Here is a 24,453-nt window from a genome sequence, read left to right on the forward strand (position 1 = left end):
CTCCTAAGAAATGTTATAATGCTGGTAAATTACGTTTAACTCGGCATTGATTATACCACCTAACTTATTGTTAATCAAGATGATATATCGTTTTTTTGTGATGCTTTTCTTAACTTAATGACATTGGTTTGCAACCTGAACCAAACGTTTTATACTTTCAATCCAGCCTTCTATTAGGAGAACAAATGACAAATAAATTCCAGCTTCCAAACAGGGATTTTGGGATTTGGGCATTGGAATTTTACCGCAGTACATTGCCCCATTATACGCATAAACGCATAGGTTCAGGTTGCAAACCTGAACCCGCCGGGAGAAAAGATAAAATGCCAATATAAAAATAGCACGGACACGATTGTTTAATCGGTCGCTATTTTTTTTGTGATGGAAGCGCTTTCAACGAGATTTACAAGCCACGGCCTTAATCTTTCCCTGTATTTTTTCTCCCGTACTAATTCTTCTAACTCTTTTTTAACCGTATCAAACTTTTTGTCGCTTCCGGTTTTTCTGCCGGTAATTTTTATAATGTGATACCCGTAATTCGTACTTATAATACCGCTTAACTCACCCGGCTTGAGATGCGCAACTGATTTTCCAATGTCATCTTCCGGGCTAAATGGCAACATCTTCCCATCTCGTGAAGCGGAAGCGCGGTCAATCGACTGGGCCTTTGCCATTTTCGTAATATCCGCGCCTAAACGCAGTTTCTCAAGAGCTTCTTCCGCCTCTCTTTTCGTTTTCAAAACTATCTGCTGCGCCTCGATTTTCTCTCCATAAATACTTTTATATGCCTCTTGCAAATCCTCTTCAGATACTGAAATCGTCTTCATTACGACCTTTTCAGCGCGTAATTCAATCTCTGCCTCTTTTACTAATTTCTTAGTTAATTTATCTTTAAACTCTTTAAGATTTGCACCGATCTTTTCCAGTTCCTTATCAAGATCCGCTTCGTTTTCTATTTTGTACGTTTGCATTAAAGCGTTCACTTCGCGCTGCACAAGGGTGTTTATCTTGTTTTCTACTTCCTTAGTGGTAAGTGATATCCCATGTTTTCTCGCCTCCTGGTTTATAAGCGTCCTTCTGATAAGCACATCAAGCGCTTCATTTCCATAAGAACTTAGTAAAAGTTCATATAACTCATTGCTGGTAATCTTTTGTCCATTGACAATAGCAACGACATCCTTATCTTCTTTTGATTCTTTACTTACAAGTACTATACTGGTATCAGGGTTGGCTGACACACTCTGATGGTAGGTACTAAAACTTCCAAAAGAAAACATTGCCGCCATAGGTAAGATGAGGTATTTTTTATTCATAAATATTGCCTTGTAAGAGATAAAAATTATTTTTTTAGTAAAAAGTTAGAATTGCGTTAAAATTATAACACAGAGAAAATTAACGTGTCAATGCTTTTAAAATGAGCAAATGGGAGATGTGTAAAGTGACAGGAATTATATTGGCCGGCGGGAAAAGCGCCAGGATGGGAACAAACAAGGCATTTCTTGCCTATGGAAATAAATCCTTCATCGAAATTCAAATCGATATATTAAGGCATATATTCCGGGAAATAATTATTTCCGCAAATGACTTCTCCTTATACGAACACTTACAATTGCCAATCGTTCCTGACGTCATGCCTGGAAGAGGCCCTCTCAGTGGTATTTGTGCGGGACTGATTCATTCAAAGTACTCATACGCATTTGTAATCGCCTGCGATATGCCGTTTATTAATAAGGAAGTAATTGTATATATGAAGGAACTTGTCAAAAGCGACAATTATGATGTAATTGTCCCGCATACCGTCCGCGGGCCAGAACCTCTTCATGCATTTTATTCAAAAAATTGCATTCAAACTATGCAGCGATGCCTTGAAGAAGAAGACCTGCGGATGTCTGATTTCTTGCAGAAGGTAAATGTGCGGCATGTTAACGAAGAAGAACTTATTAAGTCGGGCAAGGATATAAAATCTTTTATCAATCTCAACACCTATAGAGAATATGAAGACTCTCGTTCAGAATGCAATTAAAACTTTGTAACAGTTTAGTTTTTCGAAAAATTCCAATAATAGCGATGTTTGCCGCATAGTGTAGGGACGAAGCATTTGCTATAAATTGCCATAAATACGTTCATACCCAAACTGGCAAATGCTTCGCCCCTACTTTTGTTACGGAATATAATGGAAAATCAACCAGACCTGATCATATATAATATCGGCCAATTGCTTACAATTCGTGGAGCAACGCAAAAACCAAAGACTTCCTGTCAAATGGACGATTTAGGAATCATAGAGGACGGCGCTGTTGCTATAAAGGAGGGACAGTTTTTTTATGTATCTACCACCGAAGAAATAATGGACATCTATGACTCCGGCACGATCAAAACCATTAATGCCTCAGGAAAAGCAGCGATGCCCGGTTTTGTAGACTGCCATACACATGCAGTCTTCGGAGGGAATCGGGCTGCTGAATTTGTTGAACGAATCAAGGGAACTACTTACCATGAAATCCTGAAAAAAGGCGGTGGAATAGTAAACACCGTTAATACTACCCGTAAATTGAGCGCAGAAAACCTTGCGGCACTAACCAAAAAACGTCTTGACGATATGCTGCTGCACGGCACTACTACTGTTGAAATCAAGAGCGGGTACGGACTTGACTTAATGAATGAAATAAAGATGCTTAAAACAATCAGGCATCTTCAAAAGACGCATTGCCTGGATATCGTTCCCACTTTTTTAGGCGCTCACACAATCCCTGCCGAATACAAATATGATCCTGATGCCTATGTTGGCCTGGTTTGCGATATGCTGCCGTTTGCAAGGGAATATGCGGCATTTTGCGATGTGTTCTGCGATGAAGGCGCTTTCAACGCAAAACAAACGGAAAAGATTTTTCTTGCTGCAAAAAACGCAGGATTTCAATTAAAACTCCATGCCAATGAATTTAAAGATATTGGCGGGATACCGCTGGCGATTAAATATGACGCCGTATCGGTTGAACATCTTGATTGCCTCACATCAAAAGAAATACATCAATTGTCGGGCAGTAAGGCCGTTTGCGTATTGTTGCCGGGAATACCGTTATTTTTGATGCAAAATACATATGCTCCCGCAAAAGAGATGCTGGAAAAGGGATTGTCCATCGCACTGGCAACTGATTTTAACCCGGGAACATGCCCTTGCCTCAATATGCAAATAATGATTACACTTGCAAGCCTGAAAATGTCCATGACTCCCCCACATGCAATCAATGCGGCGACAATAAATGCCGCGCACGCGCTCTCTATGGCGAACCGGATTGGAAGTATAGAGGCTGGAAAACAAGCGGATATGATCATTCTGGATATTGATGATTATCAGCAATTATCCTATTATTTCGGCATAAATCACGTACAAACCGTTATTAAAAAAGGCAGGATTGTAGTTGAAAACAAAATACTTGCAACTTGAGTAACATTTCAATAGGAACGTATATGGATGAAATGTGAATTATGAAAACAAATATAGGGCCATTAAAAGATAACGATACGATAGCAATTATTGGCGGCGGTCCTGCGGGGAGTTTTTTTGCGCACTTTGCATTAAAACTGGCAAAGGAACTGAATAAAAAGATTACCATTTACATTCTCTGCGGAAAGGATTTTATACAGAAAGGTCCTGTTGGCTGTAAAATGTGCGCGGGGGTATTGTCGGAGACCCTTATTGCGAAAATGGAACAGGAAGGAATTGTACTTCCGACGTCACGCATTCAAAACGAAATAGACGGATATTTCTTTCAGTCACAGGAACGTGGCATCTCTCTTCATCACCCGATTCCGGGCCATAAACCAAGAATTGTTACCGTTTTCCGCGGAAACGGCCCCAGATATTCCCCCTCTGCTGCAAACATTAGTTTTGATGACTTTTTATTAAACCACAGCGCTTCTATGGGAGCGAATGTCCTTTCTGCGATTGTTGAAGAAATTGAGCTGCCGGAAAATCCTCAGCATCTGGTAAATATTGTATACAGGGAGGAAGGCATACGTAAAAAAATATCAGTAAACCTCGCCGTTGGCGCATTCGGGGTGAATACGGCGCTTACTAAAAGAATCGTGGGGAAGAAACATGGATATCGCGAACCGCGGTCGATACGCACTTGCAATACGGAACTCCCACTGGGGAGGTCTTATATCAGGGAGCGTTTCCAAAGAAATATATACGTATTTTCACTGGGAATCAAGCCAATTAAATTTGCAGCGCTTATACCCAAAGACGACTACGTTACCGTATCCCTCGTCGGCAATGAAGACATCACAAAGGCGCATTTAATGCAGTTTATAAAGCACCCCCGAATACGTGAACTTTTGCCCGAAGGGTGGTCGCTGCCGGAAAACGTGTGCATCTGTTTTCCCAAAATCCCGGTTTCGCATGCCACACACCCCTATTCTGACAGATTCGTGATAACGGGAGATGCAAGTATTTCCCGTACATATAAAAACGGCATTGAATCGTCTTTTGAAACTTCCCGGTTAGCCGCCTACGCCGCTTTTTATCATGGCATTTCAGAAAATGATTTTAAGGAAGCGTATTATACGTCGGCGCTGAAATTACTTGCGAACGACAACCTTTACGGCAAACTTATATTAAACATTCACGATTATATCACATCAAAAAAACAAATCGCAAACACGCACATCGACTACCTTTGCAAACACAAAGATACCTGGGGGGCGCAGCGCATCAATGCCATTTTGTGGAACATGGTTACCGGCAATATCGGGTATAAGGAAATATTTTACGATGCAATGAGTTTACGGTTACAGGCAGTTATGTTTCCCCATAATTTCAGATCTGCGACAAAAATGGTGAATGGGTATTTCCGCAAACTGACCAATACAAATCTTGCGGGAACAGCCAGCTCTAAAGAAACACTGGCATTGGGACCCCTGAAAAATCAAAGCACCGTCGTTATAATCGGAGGCGGGCCTGCAGGCGCCAGTTGCGGAATTGCCATTAAACATCTTGCCAAAGAGAAAAATATTGACGTAAACGTTGTTTTATACGAAATGAAGGATTTTGAAGGAGGAATTGAACACAATGAATGTGCCGGAGTACTTTCCCCGCCTATTGAACATATCATGGAGGATACCTTAAAAGTCCCCTTCCCATGGCATCTAGTGAAAAGGGATATACCTGGTTATTATCTTCACGCAAATGGGCAAACGATAAAGCTAGAAGGCAACGGTGAAATATCTTACGCCCTTCGCAGAATTCAATTTGATGCATATCTTTTACAAAAAGCAAAAGAAGCCGGCGTTATCGTAATCAAAAACAAGGTTACTGATATAGAAATCGGACGGGAAAAGGTTGTTATCTATAGTGAAACCCGGCATGTAAGCGCCGATGTCGCAGTGGGCGCCTTCGGCATAGAAGAAGGCACACATAAATTATTTGAAAGCGGCACACCGTATAAATCCCCGAGATATTTACTCTCTATATTAACAAAATTTCATCCCAAAGGAAGACACCATGATTTAGAAAATACCGATGGATATATCCATGCCTTTTTATCGTCGATAAAAGAAATAGAGTTTGGCGCAATCACCCCAAAGGCAGACCACTATACCATCAACATTGCAGGGGCTAAAATTTCATCAAAATCCATGGACAATTTTTTGCAGCAATCCGAGGTGATGAACCAGCTTCCGGAGTGTTTTAAGGATGCTTTAGGACACTTCGACTATCATAGGGGGTGTTTTCCGGTGAAACCTGCAAAAAATCCCTTTGGCGATAGATATGTAATTATCGGGGATGCGGCAGGCCTTATCCGTCCGTTTAAGGGCAAGGGAGTGAATGCGGCATGTTTAATGGGCATTAAAGCGGCAGAAACTATGATGAACGTTGGCATATCAAAAAGGGCTTTTCATACCTCATATTTTAACAGTTTTTACGACGTCATTAAGGACTTGCCCTATGCAAGGGCAGTCAGGCGCTTTATTATATGGGGTGCGTATTATGGTTTTTTGGGTGGTGTTATTCAGATTGCCAAAAGCAACCCTGAATTAAAAGGGGCATTGTTTGACAGCGTTTCAGGGAGAAGGACGTACCGAAGGATACTTATTGATGCATTCAACGTGCGATTATCTTGTAAGATATTCGCTGCTATCATTCAATGTTTCATTTCAAAGATAACAAAAAAACGGCGCTAATCATATCATTCCAGATTTGAATGCCTCCTGTTCATTTCCTGTTCCGAACTCCTCAATTCCGTTACGAGCAAATGAATTACGCCGTCTAAATACACAAGGCAGGCTTGTTCGAAAAGCGTGCTGCGGAATTGGATAGAACCATTGATTTTGTTGTGCGTACGGATTTCCTGCACGGGCAGGTCTACAACAATATCGGCATATTCAGTAAGAGGTGAATTTTTCTGCGAGGTAATTGCGGCAACAGTGGCAAAGGATTTTTTAGCCAATTCCGCTATGTAGCAGGTAATGTGCGTACTCCCTGAACTACTGCAGGCAATCAGTAAATCCCCTTTATCGATATTCGGCGTCGTGGCGTCTCCAACACAGTAAGCGTTTAAACCAATATGTGTCAGCCTCATTGCAAAAGTACGGGACACCAGACCGGAACGGCCTTGTCCCGTAACAAATATATTCTTAGCATCAAGAATCGACGAAAACAATTGTGCAAATGATTGTTCATTTATCTTCTCAAGAACAGATTGAATTTCATTCAATATTATTTTTGTAGTTGGTTTTATGACCAGGGTAGTAGTGTTTTTATGTAATTTCATGATTTTAGGCACAAACATTTAAAGCCCTCTCCGCCACGATTTTTTGGTAATTTTAACAAATTTTTACCGCTCATAATAATAAAATATTCGTAACTTCCTGAATCGGCATAGCCAGAACCAAATAAGATATTAAAAACGCGAAATTCGTAGTACGAAATACGAAACAAATTTCAAAATACAAAATCCCAATGAAAAAAACCGGCATACCCCCCTCCAAAGTGGAAGATTGTCCCCCGCTAGCGGGGGTGCAGGGAGTGGATTCGTATTTAACATTTCAGATTTCACGGTTACTGTAAATTATTTTAACATATATCCTCATGGTCGCTTAATCATTGTCTATATTTATATTTTTATTGCTCTGTACGTACGTGTTTGATACAATCCGTAAACTTTTTGTAAATAACGGCAGTTGCATTCTTTTTTAGCATAAAAAAGGAGTTGTTGGGATGGGACTTTTTTTGGGAAAAATCATAGGCCTCTATGAAATTGCTTTGATTATCAGAATTGTACTTTCTTGGGTGCCGCATAATCCATATAACCAGGCAATACAATTTTTGTATAAAATCACTGACCCGGTGTTGAATCCGGTGCGCAGATATATTCCAACGTTCAGGGGTATTGACTTCTCCCCTATCGTGGTATTTATCGGATTGGGAATTGTTAAAAGAATTATTATCGGGATGTTTTGAGGGGTATGCATTATCCCTGTCAGGCGTGACAGGTTTTTTCAGACAGGTCAAAAGAGATTGAAACCACCGACAGCACCGATAAAATTATAAATTATCTGTAGATTTTTATCGTCCAAAATCTGTTTAATCTGTAGTTTCGGTAATTTCTTTTAAAAAACGACTCCTTTGTAAAGAGAAATCATATGTAAAGAAGTAATTGTCCTCTACTTTCGTTTGGAATCTCACGCCCCTTATAATCAATCCTTCTGAAAAATTAACCAGCAATTTCTTTGAGATATTGCCAGACCAGACCCGATTCGCTAAATGTCATACGATTTTTGTGCTCTGTTTATAATCAAACAAATGATGCTATATTAAATTTTTCGTGAAATAGATGTCTTTAGCTGTGTATGATAACCGCTCCAAAAAATAAAATTATTATTTTTGATGTTGACGGAGTCCTTTTCAGAGGACATTTCCTCCTCCATTTATCAAAACGTCTTGGCTTTTTACCCACCATCCGCACGTTCTTGCTGTGCATATTATTCAACATCGGCAAATTACCATTCCATACCTTTCTAAAAAAGGTATACCGTTCATTTCGCAATGTTACGCTTGAGCAGGCAACGAAAGTGTACGAAGAGATATCTCTTATCCAAAATGCGAAAGAAACGATTGAAATATTGCGAGAGCATGGTTATTTGGTGTTTTTAATAAGCAGCGGTGTTCCTGATGTATTTGTTAAAGACCTTGCCACAAGGGTATCTGCAAACAATGGATATGGTATTACCGTTGGCATTGACAACGGTGCATTAACAGGAGAAATATACGGACAGCTTATTATGCCCGAAGGAAAGGTAAACATCATTGAACGTGAATTGCAACGTCATAATCTTTCGTGGCAGGATGTAATTGTACTGGTAGATGACCGCAATAATGCAGACATTTTGCAAAAATCTAATATAGGCATAGGAGTAAACGCTCAGTATTCAATCCGCAGGCAGGCAGATTATTTAATAGACAACAACAACCTGTCCGAACTTTTGGATATTCTGGATGTAGCAGATGCAAACACATACAAGTCCCTTTTTTCAGGGATGCGTAAACAATTTGCACATTCATGGTACCAGGAAATACGTAGAAAACTTTTACACATCATAATTGCACTTGTACCTGTTTTTTCCCAATATATCCTTATAACCACCCTATCGGTGCTTTTTTTCATAGTGGTTTTCTATTTGATTTCAGAGTTTTTGAGGGTCAACGGGCTTTCTTTTCCCCTGTTAGGCCTTGTTACGAAATCAAGTATACGTAAACGGGAGGAACGCGGCATTGCTTTTGGACCTATCACCTTAATATTGGGCGCAGCTTTTTCCATATTAATTTTCCCAAAAGAAATAGCAAGCGCTGTTATATGGATCGTCGCCTTTTCCGATACGGCCGCAACTCTGGTGGGGAAAAGTATCGGGAAAGTCAGGATACCTTATAACAGGCAAAAAAGTGTAGAAGGGTCTTTGGCGGCGCTGGCTGTTGCCATAATTTGCGGATGCATCTTCCTTCCTGTTGCGCCTGCCTTAATTGCGGCCTTTGTTGCATGCTTTATTGAATCATTACCGCTAAGGGCAGCAGATAATTTACTGATGCCTGTTGGCGCCGGATTGATATTATTGTGTTTTTGAAATCCTGAAACATACATCATTTATGTACATTAGAAAGCCCGAATTGGTTGCCCCTGCAGGCGATATGGAGAAACTTAAAACAGCCATTGAATATGGCGCTGACGCTGTATACATCGGCGCGGAAGGTTTTAATCTTCGGATGGGCGCGGAAAATCTTACTATGCAGGAAATCCGAAATGCCGTTGATTATGTTCATGAAAAAGAGAAAAAAATATACGTTGCGCTCAATATTTATGCGCGGAATTATCATATTCGTAGCATTGTCTCTTGTGTGAAAGCACTTGCGGAGATACCGGTAGATGCGGTAATCGTGTCTGATCCAGGGATTTTATTAACGATAAAAGAAATAGCTCCTCACATAAAAATCCACCTTAGCACACAGGCAAACACCACAAACTTTAAATCACTCGAATTTTGGCGTCAACAAGGTGTAAAAAGAGCCGTTCTTGCCCGGGAATTAACACTTGGAGAAATTGAAGAAATTATTGCCAATACCGCAGTAGAGACCGAAGTATTCGTACACGGCGCTATGTGTATGGCGTATTCAGGACGTTGTTTATTAAGCAGCTATATGTCAAACCGGCATGCAAATTTAGGAGATTGTTCGCATTCGTGTCGTTGGAAGTACGTGCTGAAGGAAGAAAACCGGCCTGGGGAAACTTTTCCTATTATTCAGGATGAAACAGGTACTTACATTTTAAGTTCCAAGGATTTATGCATGCTTGAATATATTCCAGAATTAGTGTCCGCCGGTATTACTGCATGGAAGATTGAAGGACGCATGAAGAGCCAATACTATGTAGCCTCCGTAACAAGGGTCTATCGCGAGGCATTGGACAGTTATTTTTCTGATTCTCAGAATTACATAATTGATGAGCAATGGTTATCTGAACTGGAAAAGACGAGTCATCGTGAATTTGGTACCGGATTCTTTTTGGGATATCGTGAAAATAATCCGCAAGTCAGCCACCAGGACCATGCCTATATTAAAGAATATGAATTCTTGGGGATTATTAATAGTGTATCCAACGATAACATCGCAGAAATATTAGTGAAAAATACCATTAAGGAAAATATCTCTATTGAAATAATGGGCAAGAAATTAAAGGACGATTTTGAAGAGCCGTGCCTGAAGATGAGGAATGAATTGAATGAACCAATAAAAATAGCGCATGCCGGACAGAAAATATTTGCAAAATTGTCGCAGCCCGTTCATAAATATTTTATACTAAGAAAATGTGGTTAATTTAAAATCTAAATCGTTCCCGTGGCGGCTGGAGTTCCCCCCATGCCGTCTCTGAATTAAATGTAATATGATAGTAATCAACGTTTATTTTCTACATTTTTATGAAAAGAGAAAGAATATTAGAAATGAACCCAAAAATAGCCCTAATCCTTTTTTTATTAATAGTCTTTACTGGATGCAGCAGCAGTACGAAAGAATACTTAAATAATATATCACCCTTTAAAAGCGAAGAGGAAACACTCGAACCAAAGAAAGGCGCAAAGGGTACTGAGGCAGACAAATATGAACAAATATTTGTCTGCTCGGGAGATATTAACGTAGCCTATCAAAATATGGGGCAGGTGAGCCTTGGTGAGTATGGGTTTTCAGGGCATGACGTCCTGGCGAAAAAAATAAAAGAGAAGGCATTTCTGGTTGGGGCGCAGGCGGTAATAAATGTGCAATATGATACAGGATACGCAAAAACCTGGCGGTCTTACGGAGAACTTGGAGGCACTGATTACGGTGTAAACAAGACATCATGGGTGAAGGGAACAGGCATTGTTCTTTTAGAAAAACATAATCCCATTGGTTTAATTGTATGCAGCCTGACCAGGGAAAATAAAGAATGGTTTAGGTTTAAACCTAGTCAAAGCGGCGTTCTGGTTGTCAGCGTTCTTGAAGGAAGTGTTGCTGCAAAAGCGGGGATTAAAACTGAGGATCTCATTATGGACTGGAACGGCGAAAAGATTACGACAAAAAAACAATTTGCCATGTTAACGGAAACTTCCGCCAACAAAGAAGCAAAACTTACTATACTACGTTCAGATGGCATTATTGTTGTTACTTTGCTTATTCCTGAACACGATTCTACAATTAATACCTCGCAGGTATCTGAACCATTGCGTAAGGCGATCGCTTCAACCCCGGTAACTGCCCCGCATGAGCCGCCTATAAGAAAATCTGAATTAAAGTCCGCAGAGGTACACAATGAGATTGGCGACCTTTTATTGCGGAAGGGAATGTATCAGGAAGCAATGGAAGAATACAAAAAAGCTATTGAGGCCGACCCATATAAAGCGCTCTCTCATTTTAACCTGAGCATCGCTTATGAAAAGCTGGGTTTAAAAAGGGAAGCGGATGAGGAGTTTGCCCTTTATAAAAAATTAAAGGTGCAAAAAAATTGAATTGATATCACGAAATAAAAAATACGAAACACGAAATTTAAAACAAGTGCTTCTTTTTAACTCGCATTTCGTGCTTCATATTGTCGTATGTTTTGGATTTGTTTTGAATTTTGTGCTTTGTTATTCGAATTTGTTTCGTATTTCGTACTTCGAGTTTCGTATTTCACCATTAAATATCTTGCCCAAAAATGCGAAGAAATTACTAGTAAGTACTAATAACCATTTTTGTTGTAAAAAATATATGCCCTTCATTTTATTAAAAAGCTTTTTTTTATTTTTTTTAACGATATCCTCTTTTTGCCTGATAAAAGACTCCATTGGCGAGAATCTACTCAAAAATGGCGATTTTGAAACCGGCAATACTTCGGGCTGGATATGTTGGGAAACATTTCCATGGGACGGCGATGGCATTCCGGTGAAACATCCGGCAAGAGTGGATATTCATGTTCCGGGGACAATAGGAGTTCCCACACCACCGGCAATAAGCGGTTTATCCGCTTTAACACAAGAGGTAACTACTGAAGGAACAGCCCGCGGCGGTATTTATCAGGAACTGAATGTCCAGCCACATTCTACCTATGTGGTGACAGGGAGCATGGCATTCTACGGTGATAATATTGGAGACATTACTATCATAGGCATCCTTGACGGGCAGTGGAACCCTGTAAATACTATCACCACTCCGTTTAAATTTTATATTGGCGGCGACACGATTTCTTCATGGACTAAATTTTCATTATCAATCATTCCGTCAAAAAATATTATTACCGTATTCACCGAAACACGCCAGGATTGGGGATATGGGTATGTGGCAGGCTGGTATGACAATCTCACCTTACAATTTATCACCGAAAACAGCAAACCTTTCTCATCGGAAAAAACACCACCGGAAGACCAGAAGTAATAATAAAATCCAATCAGAGAATTCAATAGTATTTAACATCCTGAAACAAGATAATTATTAATAACATGAAAAATTAAAAATGCTTGTTCCCATATCCTGTATGGAAAACGTCGTTATCGTCGGAATTATTCAAAAAACTGAATTGTTCCCGATGGAAGCATTGCGGACTAAAAGGAGAACAACCCATGAATGAGAGGCCAAGACCCTTTATTCGAATGCTTATTGCGTGTTTCTTTTTTTTTGTCGCAACGACACTTTACCTCTTGTTGCCGCGTTATTGGCACAACATTCCTGAAATAATCAAGCATCTGCTTCTGGTTTTTAGCGCTATAATGTGTATTCATATAATGGAATATACATTTTTTTGGTGGGAAATATTTGGACACATGAAGAATATTATACAGGAAACTTTGCAACCAACAAATCTTCTCATAAATGAAAACAAGAACTCGCTGGAAAAATTTTTTCATAGCTCCAATCAGTTTATCGGTAAGGCTGCCGCCTGTGGACTTGTAGATATATATAATTCCCGCAAAGGCGTCAAAAGAGATGTTTACGATTCCATTAAAAATGCAAAAAAGAGACTATGGCTTCTTGGTATTGCGCACTCGGAGATCATACCCTTCGAGGAATTGATTTTTTCTTTTAATGAAAAAATATCCGATGGTATTGACGGCAAAATACTTTTGCTTGACGCGCATCACACTCAGGTAGTTTTCAGAACGTTTATGGAAAGCCCCCCTTCAGAAATCGCCAGAATTATTAATACCGACCGGTCAAAAATACCGGCATTTGAACCCTTCTTCCACCAGGGGATGTACAGCGACTTTGCACATGCCTGCGACATGCTCAGAAACTACCCGAAGGTAAGAGATACTGCCAGATTTTATGTATATACCCCCAACTGCTGGCTTATAATTATCGATGATACGGCATATTTTCAGCCGTATTCGTTTGGCAAAGACCCTGACAGATTGTGGGCAAATGCCGTCAGCGGGTCTCATATGCCTGTTTTTAAATTTCAACTGCTTTCTGATGCAACACCCTTTAAAATACTGGAAGACCATTTCCTGAAGTTATGGATGACCTCAAATATCGATTTATTTCATGTAGAGGCAAGGATTGCCGACCATGACCGCATACTGAAAGATATATTTAACAACCATTCCTGGTGGTTTAAACAATTGTACGGAATACTCAAACTGTCGAAGGAAAAAAATAATACAATATTTGACCGGCGTAAGTTCCCCCGCCTGTCGTGGAAATGGGATCCATTGCCATCATTACATTTTCTTCTGGAAGAGAGTAAAAAAACTATTACAATAACCGGCATTTGTGATTACTCCCGTGAAGGCCTTTCGCTGCAAACAGATAACATCTCCGGGCTGGGCGTCGGGCAAATTATTAGGTTGCAGGGCACAGCCCCCACAGAACCACATGAAGCAAATTATGTAATCGATCATTTTCTGAAAATTCCAGGCTTTGCCATCGTGCGTATCACAAATGAATTGCTGCCGTTTATCAGTATTCAGGCAATTTGCAATGGTAATGGTAATGGTAATGGTAAAGAAAAAAATAAACCGAAGTAAAATAATTTATGGAAAACATACAAATAAATATTAACCATATATGGGTGATTATGGCAGCCTGCATGGTATTCTTTATGCAGTTGGGGTTTACCTCCTATGAAACCGGATTTTCCCAGTCCAAAAATGCCATCAGTATTGCATTGAGAAATCTCGTAGATACTCTTATCTCATCACTCGTTTTTTTCAGTGTGGGCTTTGGGTTCATGTTTGGCAAAAGCTACATGGGATTGATCGGAATAGATCTTTTCTTCGCAAATGATGTGATGTTGCATTCCAATGAACTTTCTTATTCTTTCTTTTTTTTCCAAATGGTCTTTGCAGCCACTGCCGCCACAATATTAACAGGCGCCATAGCAGAACGTTCCGGTTTCCTTCCCAATATAGCAGGTACCGCATTTATTGTTGCCTTTATCTATCCAATCTTCGGGCACTGGGCATGGGGCAATCTCTTTTCCCCCGATCAAACCGGCTGGTTAAAAGAATTGGGTTTTATTGATTTTGCAGGTGCGACGGTAGTACATTCCATAGGCGGCTGGTTTGCCATGGCGGCGGCTATAATGGTCGGGCCAAGAATAGACAAATACAATCCTGACGGATCTTCGAACCGGATAGGGTTACATAATGTACCGTTAGCCACATTAGGCACCTTTTTTTTGTGGTTTGGCTGGTTCGGTTTTAACGGCGGAAGTCTTTTGAGAGTGAGCGCAAATATCGGATTGGTAATTCTGAATACGAACATGGCTGCCGCCGCTGCCGGAGTTTCTGCCCTCATATTTATTTATGCAACAAAAAAAAAGATCGAAGCGGGAAGTCTCTTCACTGCGATACTTGCCGGATTAGTTGCCATAACGGCAAGTTCCAATATGGTTACCCCACTCAGCGCAGTAGTTATCGGCCTCATTACCGGCATACTGGCAATCATTGCAGAAGGTTTTATTGAAAAGACTTTGAAAGTCGACGACCCCGTAAGCGCCATTGCCGTGCACGGAGTCGGCGGGGTAATAGGTACGCTCTGCGTTGCAATATTTGCTCAGAAATCGTATCTTCTTGCGGAAAACGGAAGCAGAATGCATCAGTTAGGCATACAGGCGTTAGGCATTATCGTCGCCTTTTCATGGTCATTCGGGCTGGGCATGCTTTTCTTCCTGTGCCTAAAGAAAGTAACGAGATTACGGGTAACCCCTGAAGAAGAAAAGAGAGGTCTGAATGTTGCCGAATATGAAGATGTTGCATCATGGCTTGATTTTATAAGAATAACGCGGCTACAGGATATAAATACAATACTTGAAAAAAAGGTGCAGGAAAAGACAGAAGACCTTCAACGGGCAAATGTTGCCCTGGAAAAGGCAAACAGGCTAAAATCTGAATTCCTGACAACAATGTCACATGAGCTACGCACTCCTTTAAACGCAATCATTGGCTTCGCAGAAGTCTTGCGTGATGAAATCGCCGGATCTCTCAGCAAAGATCAAAAAGAATACGTAAACGATATTCACAGCAGCGGTCATCATCTGCTTGATATGATTAACAACATATTGGACCTTTCAAAAATTGAAACGGGGAAAATGAAGCTTCAATACGAGGAATTTTGCATTGAAGATGCAATTAATAAAACACTGACAATTATAAACGCATCCGCCAATAATAAAGGAATTTCCGTTTATACAAATATACAGGATAACGCGCCGCCGCTGTTTGCTGATAAAACAAAATTCAGGCAGATACTTTATAACTTGCTATCAAATGCAGTGAAATTTACGCCTGAAAATGGCAAAATTACTATAAACGCTTTCCAAAAAAACAAATCCCTGCAATTTGAAATAATTGATACCGGCATTGGCATAAAACCGGAAGACAAAGAGAAATTATTCGAAGCGTTTCACCAGGCAAATGGATCGCTAACAAGAGAATATGAGGGTACAGGGCTTGGATTGCATCTGACAAAACGTCTTGTAGAATTACATGGCGGCAAGATATGGGCAGAAAGTACCTTTGGAAAAGGAAGCACCTTCTTTTTTATCTTGCCCATAAATCCGATGAACAAGTAAGATTGCGATGCACGCACTAAGTATCTTATCAGTAATTTCTTTGCCTTTTTGGGCAAAATATTTAATGGTCCCTTCTGCAGTCGGCAGTCTACAGTCAGCAAATTGCAAATTGCAGACTGAGGATTGCAGACTATTTTCGTGATTGTTTGGTTCTGGCTATGCCAGCTTAGGTATGACCAATAAATTTAACTCTATACTCCTCTTAAGCGTTTTAATTATCACTCCGTTATTCTTTTTGCCATTTACTCCGGAAGACCCTTTTCTGCTTCCCAAAAGAGCAGTTTCTATCTTCCTTTCATGCGGTATAATTATTTTTGTTTTCTTCCCTACAAACAAATTATTAACGACATTATCATCTTCACTCTTTTTAGCAACGTTGCTATTACTCACCTGTTTTGCCGTAACTATTCCACACAGTACAAATTATCATGAGGGCTTCGATGAATTAAAGAGATGGGCATGCCTTTTCACTCTTTTCCTTGCGGCTGCACAAATAAAATGGTCCAGAAATATACTTCTGCCACTAATAAAGATCTGCATGGGAATAAGCTGTTTTATCGCACTGTATGCATTGTTAGAGTATTTTGAAATACTCTCCTTCTATCCATGCGGTTTTTCAAAAAAAAGAATATATTCTTTTTTTGGTTATCAAAATATACTGGCGCAATATTTATCCATCATGGTTTTGTGGAGCCTTGGAATCCTGGTAAATTGTTCCTCCCTGAAAACAAAAATACTGACCATTTCCTGCATATCCTTATCCTCGCTCGCCTTATTTTTTACTTTTTGCAGAGGGGGGATGGTTTCAACTATAATCGGAGGCATATTCTTTTTTGTTTATTATCTCAGCATAAAATTAAAAACTTCCCCAATAGTCTCACTATGTTCATCAAAGAAAAAGATAATCTTTTATTTTTGCATCATATCGTTTGTGTTTGCACTGCCCGTTGCCGCTTTATGGGGTAAAATTCCCATTCAACACAAAAAAACATTACGCCATATTTCAACGACAATCAGCAGAAAAGATAATTTACGTCTTACTCTTTGGAAAGACTCGGCAAAAATGCTGCTTCAGGAGCCTGTCAGGGGAGTGGGTTTGGGAAACTATTTTATTGAATACCCTCTTTACAAATCAGGGAAATGGAAGTGGATGACCATGTATGCACACAACGAATTATTACACATGGTTACAGAAACGGGTATCGTGGGTTTTTGCGGCATTTGTATTTTCCTCTTTGTTATTATAAGGGCTATTTTGCGGAATTTTCTTTTTAAATATACTACTGAAACAAAGCTATTATTCCTTGCGCCTGCCGCAGGATGCCTTGCTACCTTGTCTCAATCGATGGTAAGTTACAACCTGCACACATCTGCCTCTTCCGTGTATTTTTTCATCGGACTGGGAATTATTTGTTCAGGAGAATTTGAAGAAACAAAGACCGAAACGCCCTTCTTTGATACTTTATTTAAAAAAATCCTTGTTATCGTCCCCGTTATTTTTGTTTCGATTTGGGGGATGTATGGTGAATACAGGAAAATTATTGGTCATTATTATTACAACAATGCTTTAAATGCATTGGTCGAAGAAGACCCTCAGGAGTGCATTGAATATTCTTTAAAGGCGATAGAACTTCAGCCATATAATTCAAAATACCATCGTTTAATAAGCATTGCCTATGAAGATTCAGATCAGCAGGAACTTGCAGAACGACATTATAGAAAAGTCCTTACTCTGACGCCGAATCATAAATAATGAGTAACAATATGTAATGCATATAAGGGGGCGGGCAAAAAGTCGTTGGGTTTTCGTCATTTAAAGGAAAAGACAAACGTCAATATTCAATACGTCAAAACTATTTTAAACAATCTCCTGTATTCCGACGCGCAAATTTATTAGGAAAGCGGCGTATTGTAAAGGGAATGCTCACACCGTAGTTTCAGAGGTCAGTTAAAGAAGAAAAGGATAGCTTATTACCCTGATAAGGTACTACAATCAGTAATAAATAAAATTAAAGGTAATTTTTAAAATACTACACAATAATTTTACCTGATAATAGTGCTTTTCTTAGGTTATCAGGGCAATTGTTTGTGATAATCAATGGTTATACCTATGAATACTAAGATTTGCGCGCGATGTGGCGTGGAAAAGCCAGTTGTCGAATTTCATAAGAACTCTCGCAATAAAGATGGTCTTCATTCATATTGCAAAACTTGTAACAAAGAGAAAGCTGCTAAACACTTAAAAACAGCTAAAGGTAAAGCAGCCCTGAGCAGAGCTATCGAGAGAGCACAAGATCGTGGCTACTACCGATATGGCAAGGGAGCGATTCCAATACTTCGGCAGGGGGCACAGAAAAGAGGAATATCCTTCGAATTAACTGCCGAATCATTAGCGGATTGGTGGAATAGTCAGCCCGATGTTTGTTTCTATTGCGGTATCAGTTTAGATGAATACTTGGAAATTAGAGATTTTATACTTGCATACGAAGGTAATAATTTTGAGTTAGCTAAGTTCAAAAGATTTTATCGAAGCCCAAAGCATCAAAGCATAAGATGGATGACGATTGACCGAATCCATAACGAACAAGGTTATAAAGTAGAGAATATCGCCAAAGTTTGTTTGATATGTAATAGCCTCAAAAGTGATTTCTTTGACGGGGATCAAATGAGATAGAAAAGGAGAAGGTATAACAATCGCATCAACTTGGACTGGCAATTCCGCTACGCTTCATTGCCAGCCGGTTATGCGGAGCGTTATACGGTGAAAAATGGGAGATAATGGTTATAAAAAAGAAGCCGAATTAGAGGTTCTTACTTATTTCAACCCGATTTATGAAGAGGTTGTAGAAGACTTTCTTGAAGTCGTCGAGGCTTCCGAACGACCTGATTTTATATGTAAAAGAAATGATGGCTCACTTGTTGGTGTTGAGATAGTTCAAGTTAGGCGAGGCCACCCAAATGAAGTGTTTTATGATAAAATAATCAATAAAAACATAAACATTGTCCCTGATCAGGCCATAGACTTAATACAAACCCTTATCTACACAAAAGAAGAGAAGAGAAGAGAAAAAGCAAAGATTGGAAACTATCGGAGAGGACAATACTCATAGTACAACTTCAAGAATCACCTCTTTGGGAGATAGCCGGTTCTCTAACAGAAGAATTATTTCCAGACTTGCCAGAGTATGGTTTTTCTGAAATCTGGCTTGCAGACTTCAGTGAAATAGATGCTTACAATAACATTGAATTGTTTTGCCTTTTTCCTCCACATATGGAGGGATATTACAAGCGTCCATTACAAAAACCTTATGGATAGAATGCGATTGACCGTATAACTGTTTTGCTTCAGTTGACGGCGGGGGCTGGGGCGTGTTTAAAAAGGTTTTGTGGTTTAGCAATCTTTTATTTTGCTCACAAAGGTTAGTGGTTATTCCCCCCGCCGCACCTGAGCTTGGTCGTTAAGCGCAAATTAATAAAACTGGGAAAATGTGAGACAAATGAAAAAAAGGGTCTACATTGAAACTTCAATTATAAGCTATCTGGCAGGAAGACCATCTCGGAATCTTATTGTAGCGGCTTGGCAAAGTTTGACAATAGAGTGGTGGGAAAAACGACGAAATTTATTTGAACTATTTGTTTCCGAACTTGTACTTGAAGAAGCTGGACGAGGAGATTCAGAAGCAGCAGAGCGGAGATTGAAAGCAATTGAAGGAATCCCCTTGCTGAAACTGACGGATTCTGCGGTGGAACTCTCCAGGAAATTAATTTCCGGGAACGCGCTGCCCACTAAAGCCACTGACGACGCATTACATATTGCACTTTCTGCGGTGCACAATATTGATTACCTTCTGACATGGAATTGTCGCCATATCGATAATGCTGAAATAAAACCCTTGGTTCGCTCGATAATTATAGTTAATGGATACAACTATCCTGAAATATGTACTCCTCAAGAACTAATTGGAGGTGATTCAGATGAAGAATGAAATACTGGAAGAGCTCTGGAAGTCGAAAGATGAAATTGCTCAGGAATATAAATATAACATTGACAAGCTCGTAGAAGAACTTCGAAAAAAGGAAAAAGATGCCAAGGCAATAGTCGTTGACTTTACACCTGATCGTCAAAATATATCGGCAATAAAAGAAATAATTAAAGATAGCGATAGTTAAAAGCCTAATCAATCGCTGAAGCTGACGGCGTTTTACGTCGCAGCTTAGCGCAATCGTTAACTTTCTATAAATAAGGAGATAAATTATGACGATAACTGAAATAAAAAAGATGTCCATTATTGAGCGTTTACAAGCAATGGAAGAATTATGGGATTCATTGTGTCATGAAGAAAATGAAATCGAATCACCAGAATGGCACAAAGAAATACTTGAATCCAGAAGAAAGAAAATTGAAAAAGGGGAGGCTGAATTCATATCCTTGGAGGATTTAAAAGCAGGTAATTACAAATGAAGCAACGGGAGGTATTTCTTTTAAAAGAAGCTATTGTAGATTTGGAAGAAGGAAGGCTTTTTTATGATTTGTAAGAAAAGGGTGTTGGTGATTATTTTTTTGATTGTCTGATTTCCGATCTTGAATGTTTAAAATTTTATAGTGGAATTCATAGTAAAAAGTTTGGGTTTTATCGAATGTTTTCAAAAAGATTTCCATTTGCTATTTACTATGAAATAGATAAAGATATTGTAGAAGTAGTTGCCATATTAGATATGAGACGCAATCCATCTTTGATACAAAGTAAATTAGGAAAAAGAAAAAGCTAACCATTTAATTCAGGTGACGCAAAAGGCGGCGCACCTGATTATTATGTTAGCTTTTAAAGATAGTCATTAGTAAGTATCTTTTGTATGCTATAATCTTACCTGTAAGATTAATTTAAGATAGGAGTATGAGAAATGGCACCATTAGCGACAACAAAAATGTCTTCCAAAGGGCAAATTGTTATACCAGAGGATATTAGAAGACGACTCGGATTGAAAACAGGAGCGCAGTTTATTGTAGTAGGCAAAAATGATGTGGTCATCCTAAAGTCGATAGCTCAACCGTCTATGGCTGAATTTGATCAGTTAATCTCTGATGCCCGTAAACAAGCAAGAAAAGTTGGCATGAAGAAGTCAGATATTACAGCAGTAATTCAAAAAGTACGAAAACAAAAGTGAAGATCGTACTTGACACAAATGTATTCATATCTGGAGTTTTCTTTGGTGGCCTGCCGTATCAAATTCTTGATGCATGGCGGCATAGGAAGATTGATATTGTTTTATCACAAGAAATATTTGACGAATACCAACGGATTGCAACAGAATTATCAAGGCAATTTAAAGGCATAGATATTTCAGTATTTCTCGACCTGTTAACGGTTAACGCTATTTGGGTTTACGCACCGCTAATCCCGTTCAGCGTTTCTGCTGATCCAGAAGATGATAAGTTTATATCTTGTGCTCTGGCAAGCAAAACAAAAATAATTGTAAGTGGTGACAAGCATCTCTTAGATATATCAGGATTCAGAGGGGTTGAAGTATTAACGCCTCGGTCATTTATAGAAACATATATAAAGAGCAAAAGCTAACAAAACAGTGCATTGAACGAGTGCCACAGGTCGCTTTTTAGATAGCATTGTTTTAAGAAGTGTAAATCAGTTTCAGGCATGTTGTTATGATACAGTGGCACTCGTCACTGACTTCTACGTTAGCCATACTAAACAGAACAGGAACCAATCAGGTTATGTATGAAATTGTTTTATTTATAAGACTTTTTACAGAAAGGAATCGGAACGATGAATATGCATAAGTACCTGTCACTGTTACTGCTGACTCTTGCATTTGTATTTTTTTTATCAATGCCAGGGAGCAAAGCGAATGATTGTTTTGCCGGGGATGCATATGCCGGAGATAAATATGAATACAAGGTGGCGCGTATCACTACCATAGGAATCCCTGAAGAATTACTTAATGCTTCAGGTGAGGAAGGGTGGGAACTTGTACTGATCCATCAGGAACAGAGATTTAAATACTTAATATTTAAAAGGAAGGCTATTGATGGTTATGAGAAGAACAAACAGGTGGCTGTTCCTTCTGGGAAATAATGCCTCATTATCGTATCGCATGGATTGAACACCTCTGGGATAAACCAATCATAAAGCCTTTGAACCGCAGAGACCCCCCCTCCTCTTTCCCCAGCTTACGAAGGAATGGATTAAAGGGTGGTAAAAAACTTATTTTAAAAAAGGGGTTTTACCGGATAATATACTATCCGATGTTTTCGTTTTGCTGCATCCCGTTACACAATACGTTTCCCATGCTTTCGTTTCTTTTTACAAAAGGACTTTAATTTCTCCAGTGAAAACGTATTTATCACATCTTGAGATTCCAGCCAGCCTCTCCTGGCAATTCCTATTCCCAGTTCCATCATCCACATTTGATCTGTGTGGTGGGAGTCTGTGCTAATAGCAATCTTCACCCCCCTCTCTTTCGCCCTTTTACAATATATGTCATTCAGGTCGAGCCGGTCATAATAGCAATTAATCTCCAGTGCCGTGCCGGTTTCCGCACATGCATCCAGAACCTTTTCGATATCAACATCATACCCAACGCGTTTGCTGATAAGGCGTCCTGTTGGGTGTGCGATAATGTTGACAAATGGGTTTTGTATGGCGGCAATCATTCTTTGCGTAATCTTCTCTTTCTCCTGTTTAAAACCGCTATGTATGGCCGCTATCACTACGTCAAGTCTTTCCAGCATTTTATCTGAAAAATCAAGGGAACCATCCGTCCTGATATCGACCTCAGAGGCTTTCAGTAATGTAAAGCCTTTTAATTTTTTATTGAGTTTGTCTATTTCATCAATTTCCTTAAGCAATCTGTCCTCCGTCAAACCGTTCGCTACATGGAGTGATTGAGAATGATCGGATACCACCATATATGCATATCCCCTCTTCATCGCATGTTCCGCCATCTCCTCAAAGGTGCAGTTTCCATCGCTCCAATTGGAATGATTATGAAGATCGCCTTTTATATCGGAATACTCAATCAATTTGGGCAGTGTTTTTTCAATGGCGGCTTCAATTTCTCCCCTGTTTTCCCGCAATTCCGGAGGAATCCAATCCATCCCCAATTTTTTGTAAATATCAGATTCATGCCTTCCGCCTAATTTTTTTTCCCCCTCGAAAATGCCATACTCACTGATTTTATAGCCCTTTTTCTTTGCCAGTTCCCGGAGATGAACGTTATGGTCCTTTGACCCGGTAAAGTATTGCAGGGCAGACCCATACTCCTCCTCATTTACCACCCGCAAGTCTGCCTGAACGCCCTCTTCCAGTCTGACACTTCCCTTTGTAGTTCCGGAGGCAAGTATCTGAATCACTTCCGGCATGGTGACGAATGACTTTATTATTTCCGCCCCATCATCTCCTGTTGCAAGGATATCAATATCGCCCACCGTCTCCTTCATCCTTCGCAAAGAACCGGCGGCCTGTATCTCCTTAACCTTGGGATTTTGTTTTAATCGTTCAATAATCCTATTTACTACCGGATATGCCATTCCTATGGAAATGCGTTGCTGGCTTGTTTTGTATAATTCTATGCCTTTTACGATATTCTCAATCTTTTTTTCTCCAATACCGAACAGACCCTTCAACTTCCCGTCCCGGATTGCATTTTCTATATCAACAAGATTCACAATGCCCAATTCCTTGTTGAGCATCGCAACCGTCTTTGGCCCTAAACCTGGTATCTGCATGAGTGCAACCGTTTCTTCAGATATCCCCTTTGCAACCTCCTCGTATTTTGACATTTTTCCCGTGGCAATATATTCAATAATTTTATCCGCCGTGCCTTTCCCTATTCCGGGAATATTGGTTAATTTATCGTCCCTTGCAAGGGCTTCAATATCTTCCGTCAAATCCTCAATTACCCTTGCGGCCTTGCGGTAAGAGTTGATACGAAAGGTATTTTCACCTTTCAGTTCCAGTACATCGGCAATTTTTCCGAAGAGTAGCGCTACTTCATGATTCTTCACACACAAACCCTCATATATTGTAACTATTCAGCGTAATCTATTAAACTACCGAAGCACAATTCGTTTCCAAATTCATGCTTGGGAACGTAATGGCACTGGAAACTACATTCGCGGGTTCAGGTTGCAACCCAATGTCATTAAGTTAAGAAAAGCATCGCAAAAAAACGATATATCATCTTGATTAACAATAAGTTAGGTGGTATAATCAATGCCGAATTAAACGTAATTTGCCAGCATTATAACATTTCTTAGGAGGAGAAATAAATGTCAGAAAAATTATCAAACACATCAGAAAGTGGCATGAAAATTGGTTCGCGATTTATGTGCCACAACTATTACGTTTATTAAAAATAAATT

Annotated in this window: 24 protein-coding genes; 20 read left to right on the forward strand and 4 right to left on the reverse strand. The window is 39.6% G+C overall.

Features of this window, described 5'->3' with window-relative positions; genetic code table 11:
* Positions 1–185 precede the first annotated feature (185 nt).
* Positions 186–335 carry a hypothetical protein gene (locus ABJL82_RS15205; protein ID WP_347275556.1) on the forward strand — a complete coding sequence of 50 codons (150 nt, stop codon included), beginning with the start codon at positions 186–188 and terminating at the stop codon, positions 333–335.
* Positions 336–356: 21 nt separating this feature from the next.
* Here the strand turns inward: ABJL82_RS15205 and ABJL82_RS15210 are convergent, their stop codons facing one another.
* The gene (locus ABJL82_RS15210) at positions 357–1,313 is read right to left on the reverse strand and encodes a peptidyl-prolyl cis-trans isomerase (RefSeq protein ID WP_347275557.1); all 957 of its coding nucleotides are present in this window, start codon (positions 1,311–1,313) and stop codon (positions 357–359) included.
* Between the two features lie 125 nt (positions 1,314–1,438).
* Here ABJL82_RS15210 and ABJL82_RS15215 point away from each other — a divergent pair, with 125 nt between their 5' ends.
* The 3 genes from ABJL82_RS15215 (at position 1,439) to ABJL82_RS15225 (ending at position 6,183) form a co-directional block, all read left to right on the forward strand.
* On the forward strand, positions 1,439–2,023 hold the full coding sequence (locus tag ABJL82_RS15215; protein WP_347275558.1) for a molybdenum cofactor guanylyltransferase: 585 nt from the start codon (positions 1,439–1,441) through the stop codon (positions 2,021–2,023).
* Between the two features lie 150 nt (positions 2,024–2,173).
* A complete protein-coding gene (gene hutI / locus ABJL82_RS15220; protein ID WP_347275559.1) occupies positions 2,174–3,445 on the forward strand; it encodes an imidazolonepropionase in 1,272 nt (423 codons plus the stop codon).
* A 41-nt stretch (positions 3,446–3,486) separates the two neighbouring features.
* On the forward strand, positions 3,487–6,183 hold the full coding sequence (locus ABJL82_RS15225) for a hypothetical protein (protein ID WP_347275560.1): 2,697 nt from the start codon (positions 3,487–3,489) through the stop codon (positions 6,181–6,183).
* Positions 6,184–6,188: 5 nt separating this feature from the next.
* On the opposite strand, the gene hxlB is transcribed toward ABJL82_RS15225, so the two are convergent.
* Positions 6,189–6,791, reverse strand: coding sequence for a 6-phospho-3-hexuloisomerase (gene hxlB / locus ABJL82_RS15230; RefSeq protein ID WP_347275561.1), 603 nt, complete (start codon positions 6,789–6,791; stop codon positions 6,189–6,191).
* 428 nt (positions 6,792–7,219) lie between these two features.
* Here hxlB and ABJL82_RS15235 point away from each other — a divergent pair, with 428 nt between their 5' ends.
* The 7 genes from ABJL82_RS15235 (at position 7,220) to amt (ending at position 16,073) form a co-directional block, all read left to right on the forward strand.
* Positions 7,220–7,462 (forward strand): YggT family protein, encoded by a 243-nt coding sequence (locus ABJL82_RS15235; RefSeq protein WP_347275562.1) that lies wholly within the window; start codon positions 7,220–7,222, stop codon positions 7,460–7,462.
* Positions 7,463–7,851: 389 nt separating this feature from the next.
* Positions 7,852–9,120, forward strand: a complete 1,269-nt coding sequence (locus ABJL82_RS15240) for an HAD-IB family phosphatase (protein WP_347275563.1) — start codon at positions 7,852–7,854, stop codon at positions 9,118–9,120.
* 22 nt (positions 9,121–9,142) lie between these two features.
* The gene (locus ABJL82_RS15245) at positions 9,143–10,366 is read left to right on the forward strand and encodes a U32 family peptidase (RefSeq protein WP_347275564.1); all 1,224 of its coding nucleotides are present in this window, start codon (positions 9,143–9,145) and stop codon (positions 10,364–10,366) included.
* Between the two features lie 125 nt (positions 10,367–10,491).
* Positions 10,492–11,532 carry a PDZ domain-containing protein gene (locus tag ABJL82_RS15250; protein ID WP_347275565.1) on the forward strand — a complete coding sequence of 347 codons (1,041 nt, stop codon included), beginning with the start codon at positions 10,492–10,494 and terminating at the stop codon, positions 11,530–11,532.
* A 241-nt stretch (positions 11,533–11,773) separates the two neighbouring features.
* The gene (locus ABJL82_RS15255) at positions 11,774–12,436 is read left to right on the forward strand and encodes a hypothetical protein (RefSeq protein WP_347275566.1); all 663 of its coding nucleotides are present in this window, start codon (positions 11,774–11,776) and stop codon (positions 12,434–12,436) included.
* A gap of 185 nt (positions 12,437–12,621) precedes the next feature.
* On the forward strand, positions 12,622–14,025 hold the full coding sequence (locus ABJL82_RS15260) for a hypothetical protein (protein ID WP_347275567.1): 1,404 nt from the start codon (positions 12,622–12,624) through the stop codon (positions 14,023–14,025).
* A gap of 8 nt (positions 14,026–14,033) precedes the next feature.
* Complete coding sequence (amt, locus tag ABJL82_RS15265; RefSeq protein ID WP_347275568.1) at positions 14,034–16,073, forward strand: ammonium transporter; 2,040 nt, start codon at positions 14,034–14,036, stop codon at positions 16,071–16,073.
* A gap of 156 nt (positions 16,074–16,229) precedes the next feature.
* Here the strand turns inward: amt and ABJL82_RS15270 are convergent, their stop codons facing one another.
* The gene (locus ABJL82_RS15270; RefSeq protein WP_347275569.1) at positions 16,230–16,463 is read right to left on the reverse strand and encodes a hypothetical protein; all 234 of its coding nucleotides are present in this window, start codon (positions 16,461–16,463) and stop codon (positions 16,230–16,232) included.
* Between the two features lie 148 nt (positions 16,464–16,611).
* Between ABJL82_RS15270 and ABJL82_RS15275 the strand changes: the two genes are divergently transcribed.
* From ABJL82_RS15275 to ABJL82_RS15315, 9 genes are all read left to right on the forward strand, one after another.
* Entirely contained in the window at positions 16,612–17,826 is a 1,215-nt protein-coding gene (locus tag ABJL82_RS15275; RefSeq protein ID WP_347275570.1) for an O-antigen ligase family protein, read from the forward strand.
* A gap of 357 nt (positions 17,827–18,183) precedes the next feature.
* Positions 18,184–18,747 (forward strand): hypothetical protein, encoded by a 564-nt coding sequence (locus tag ABJL82_RS15280; RefSeq protein ID WP_347275571.1) that lies wholly within the window; start codon positions 18,184–18,186, stop codon positions 18,745–18,747.
* Positions 18,748–18,841: 94 nt separating this feature from the next.
* On the forward strand, positions 18,842–19,183 hold the full coding sequence (locus ABJL82_RS15285; RefSeq protein ID WP_347275572.1) for a hypothetical protein: 342 nt from the start codon (positions 18,842–18,844) through the stop codon (positions 19,181–19,183).
* A 387-nt stretch (positions 19,184–19,570) separates the two neighbouring features.
* A complete protein-coding gene (locus ABJL82_RS15290; RefSeq protein WP_347275574.1) occupies positions 19,571–20,059 on the forward strand; it encodes a type II toxin-antitoxin system VapC family toxin in 489 nt (162 codons plus the stop codon).
* Positions 20,049–20,243 (forward strand): hypothetical protein, encoded by a 195-nt coding sequence (locus ABJL82_RS15295; RefSeq protein WP_347275575.1) that lies wholly within the window; start codon positions 20,049–20,051, stop codon positions 20,241–20,243. The genes ABJL82_RS15290 and ABJL82_RS15295 overlap by 11 nt, the downstream gene beginning before the upstream one ends.
* 85 nt (positions 20,244–20,328) lie before the next feature.
* Positions 20,329–20,535, forward strand: a complete 207-nt coding sequence (locus ABJL82_RS15300; RefSeq protein ID WP_347274162.1) for an addiction module protein — start codon at positions 20,329–20,331, stop codon at positions 20,533–20,535.
* A gap of 440 nt (positions 20,536–20,975) precedes the next feature.
* Positions 20,976–21,239 carry an AbrB/MazE/SpoVT family DNA-binding domain-containing protein gene (locus tag ABJL82_RS15305; RefSeq protein WP_347275576.1) on the forward strand — a complete coding sequence of 88 codons (264 nt, stop codon included), beginning with the start codon at positions 20,976–20,978 and terminating at the stop codon, positions 21,237–21,239.
* Positions 21,236–21,649: a putative toxin-antitoxin system toxin component, PIN family gene (locus ABJL82_RS15310; protein WP_347275577.1), complete on the forward strand. Its 414-nt coding sequence runs from the start codon at positions 21,236–21,238 to the stop codon at positions 21,647–21,649. The genes ABJL82_RS15305 and ABJL82_RS15310 overlap by 4 nt, the downstream gene beginning before the upstream one ends.
* 207 nt (positions 21,650–21,856) lie before the next feature.
* The gene (locus ABJL82_RS15315) at positions 21,857–22,165 is read left to right on the forward strand and encodes a hypothetical protein (RefSeq protein ID WP_347275578.1); all 309 of its coding nucleotides are present in this window, start codon (positions 21,857–21,859) and stop codon (positions 22,163–22,165) included.
* Positions 22,166–22,359: 194 nt separating this feature from the next.
* On the opposite strand, the gene polX is transcribed toward ABJL82_RS15315, so the two are convergent.
* Positions 22,360–24,096 carry a DNA polymerase/3'-5' exonuclease PolX gene (gene polX / locus ABJL82_RS15320; RefSeq protein WP_347275579.1) on the reverse strand — a complete coding sequence of 579 codons (1,737 nt, stop codon included), beginning with the start codon at positions 24,094–24,096 and terminating at the stop codon, positions 22,360–22,362.
* Between the last annotated feature and the right edge of the window lie 357 nt (positions 24,097–24,453).

The organism is Candidatus Kuenenia sp. (assembly GCF_039794105.1).
Taxonomy (GTDB): Bacteria; Planctomycetota; Brocadiia; order Brocadiales; family Brocadiaceae; genus Kuenenia.

What these genes read in the sequence shown, in the direction of transcription:
- ABJL82_RS15205 (WP_347275556.1), top strand. Translation starts at nt 186, where the DNA reads ATGACAAATAAATTCCAGCTTCCAAACAGGGATTTTGGGATTTGGGCA.
- ABJL82_RS15210 (WP_347275557.1), bottom strand. Translation starts at nt 1,313, where the DNA reads ATGAATAAAAAATACCTCATCTTACCTATGGCGGCAATGTTTTCTTTT.
- hutI (WP_347275559.1), top strand. Translation starts at nt 2,174, where the DNA reads ATGGAAAATCAACCAGACCTGATCATATATAATATCGGCCAATTGCTT.
- ABJL82_RS15225 (WP_347275560.1), top strand. Translation starts at nt 3,487, where the DNA reads ATGAAAACAAATATAGGGCCATTAAAAGATAACGATACGATAGCAATT.
- hxlB (WP_347275561.1), bottom strand. Translation starts at nt 6,791, where the DNA reads ATGTTTGTGCCTAAAATCATGAAATTACATAAAAACACTACTACCCTG.
- ABJL82_RS15235 (WP_347275562.1), top strand. Translation starts at nt 7,220, where the DNA reads ATGGGACTTTTTTTGGGAAAAATCATAGGCCTCTATGAAATTGCTTTG.
- ABJL82_RS15240 (WP_347275563.1), top strand. Translation starts at nt 7,852, where the DNA reads ATGATAACCGCTCCAAAAAATAAAATTATTATTTTTGATGTTGACGGA.
- ABJL82_RS15245 (WP_347275564.1), top strand. Translation starts at nt 9,143, where the DNA reads ATGTACATTAGAAAGCCCGAATTGGTTGCCCCTGCAGGCGATATGGAG.
- ABJL82_RS15250 (WP_347275565.1), top strand. Translation starts at nt 10,492, where the DNA reads ATGAACCCAAAAATAGCCCTAATCCTTTTTTTATTAATAGTCTTTACT.
- ABJL82_RS15255 (WP_347275566.1), top strand. Translation starts at nt 11,774, where the DNA reads ATGCCCTTCATTTTATTAAAAAGCTTTTTTTTATTTTTTTTAACGATA.
- ABJL82_RS15260 (WP_347275567.1), top strand. Translation starts at nt 12,622, where the DNA reads ATGAATGAGAGGCCAAGACCCTTTATTCGAATGCTTATTGCGTGTTTC.
- amt (WP_347275568.1), top strand. Translation starts at nt 14,034, where the DNA reads ATGGAAAACATACAAATAAATATTAACCATATATGGGTGATTATGGCA.
- ABJL82_RS15275 (WP_347275570.1), top strand. Translation starts at nt 16,612, where the DNA reads ATGGGAATAAGCTGTTTTATCGCACTGTATGCATTGTTAGAGTATTTT.
- ABJL82_RS15280 (WP_347275571.1), top strand. Translation starts at nt 18,184, where the DNA reads ATGAATACTAAGATTTGCGCGCGATGTGGCGTGGAAAAGCCAGTTGTC.
- ABJL82_RS15285 (WP_347275572.1), top strand. Translation starts at nt 18,842, where the DNA reads ATGGGAGATAATGGTTATAAAAAAGAAGCCGAATTAGAGGTTCTTACT.
- ABJL82_RS15290 (WP_347275574.1), top strand. Translation starts at nt 19,571, where the DNA reads ATGAAAAAAAGGGTCTACATTGAAACTTCAATTATAAGCTATCTGGCA.
- ABJL82_RS15295 (WP_347275575.1), top strand. Translation starts at nt 20,049, where the DNA reads ATGAAGAATGAAATACTGGAAGAGCTCTGGAAGTCGAAAGATGAAATT.
- ABJL82_RS15300 (WP_347274162.1), top strand. Translation starts at nt 20,329, where the DNA reads ATGACGATAACTGAAATAAAAAAGATGTCCATTATTGAGCGTTTACAA.
- ABJL82_RS15305 (WP_347275576.1), top strand. Translation starts at nt 20,976, where the DNA reads ATGGCACCATTAGCGACAACAAAAATGTCTTCCAAAGGGCAAATTGTT.
- ABJL82_RS15315 (WP_347275578.1), top strand. Translation starts at nt 21,857, where the DNA reads ATGAATATGCATAAGTACCTGTCACTGTTACTGCTGACTCTTGCATTT.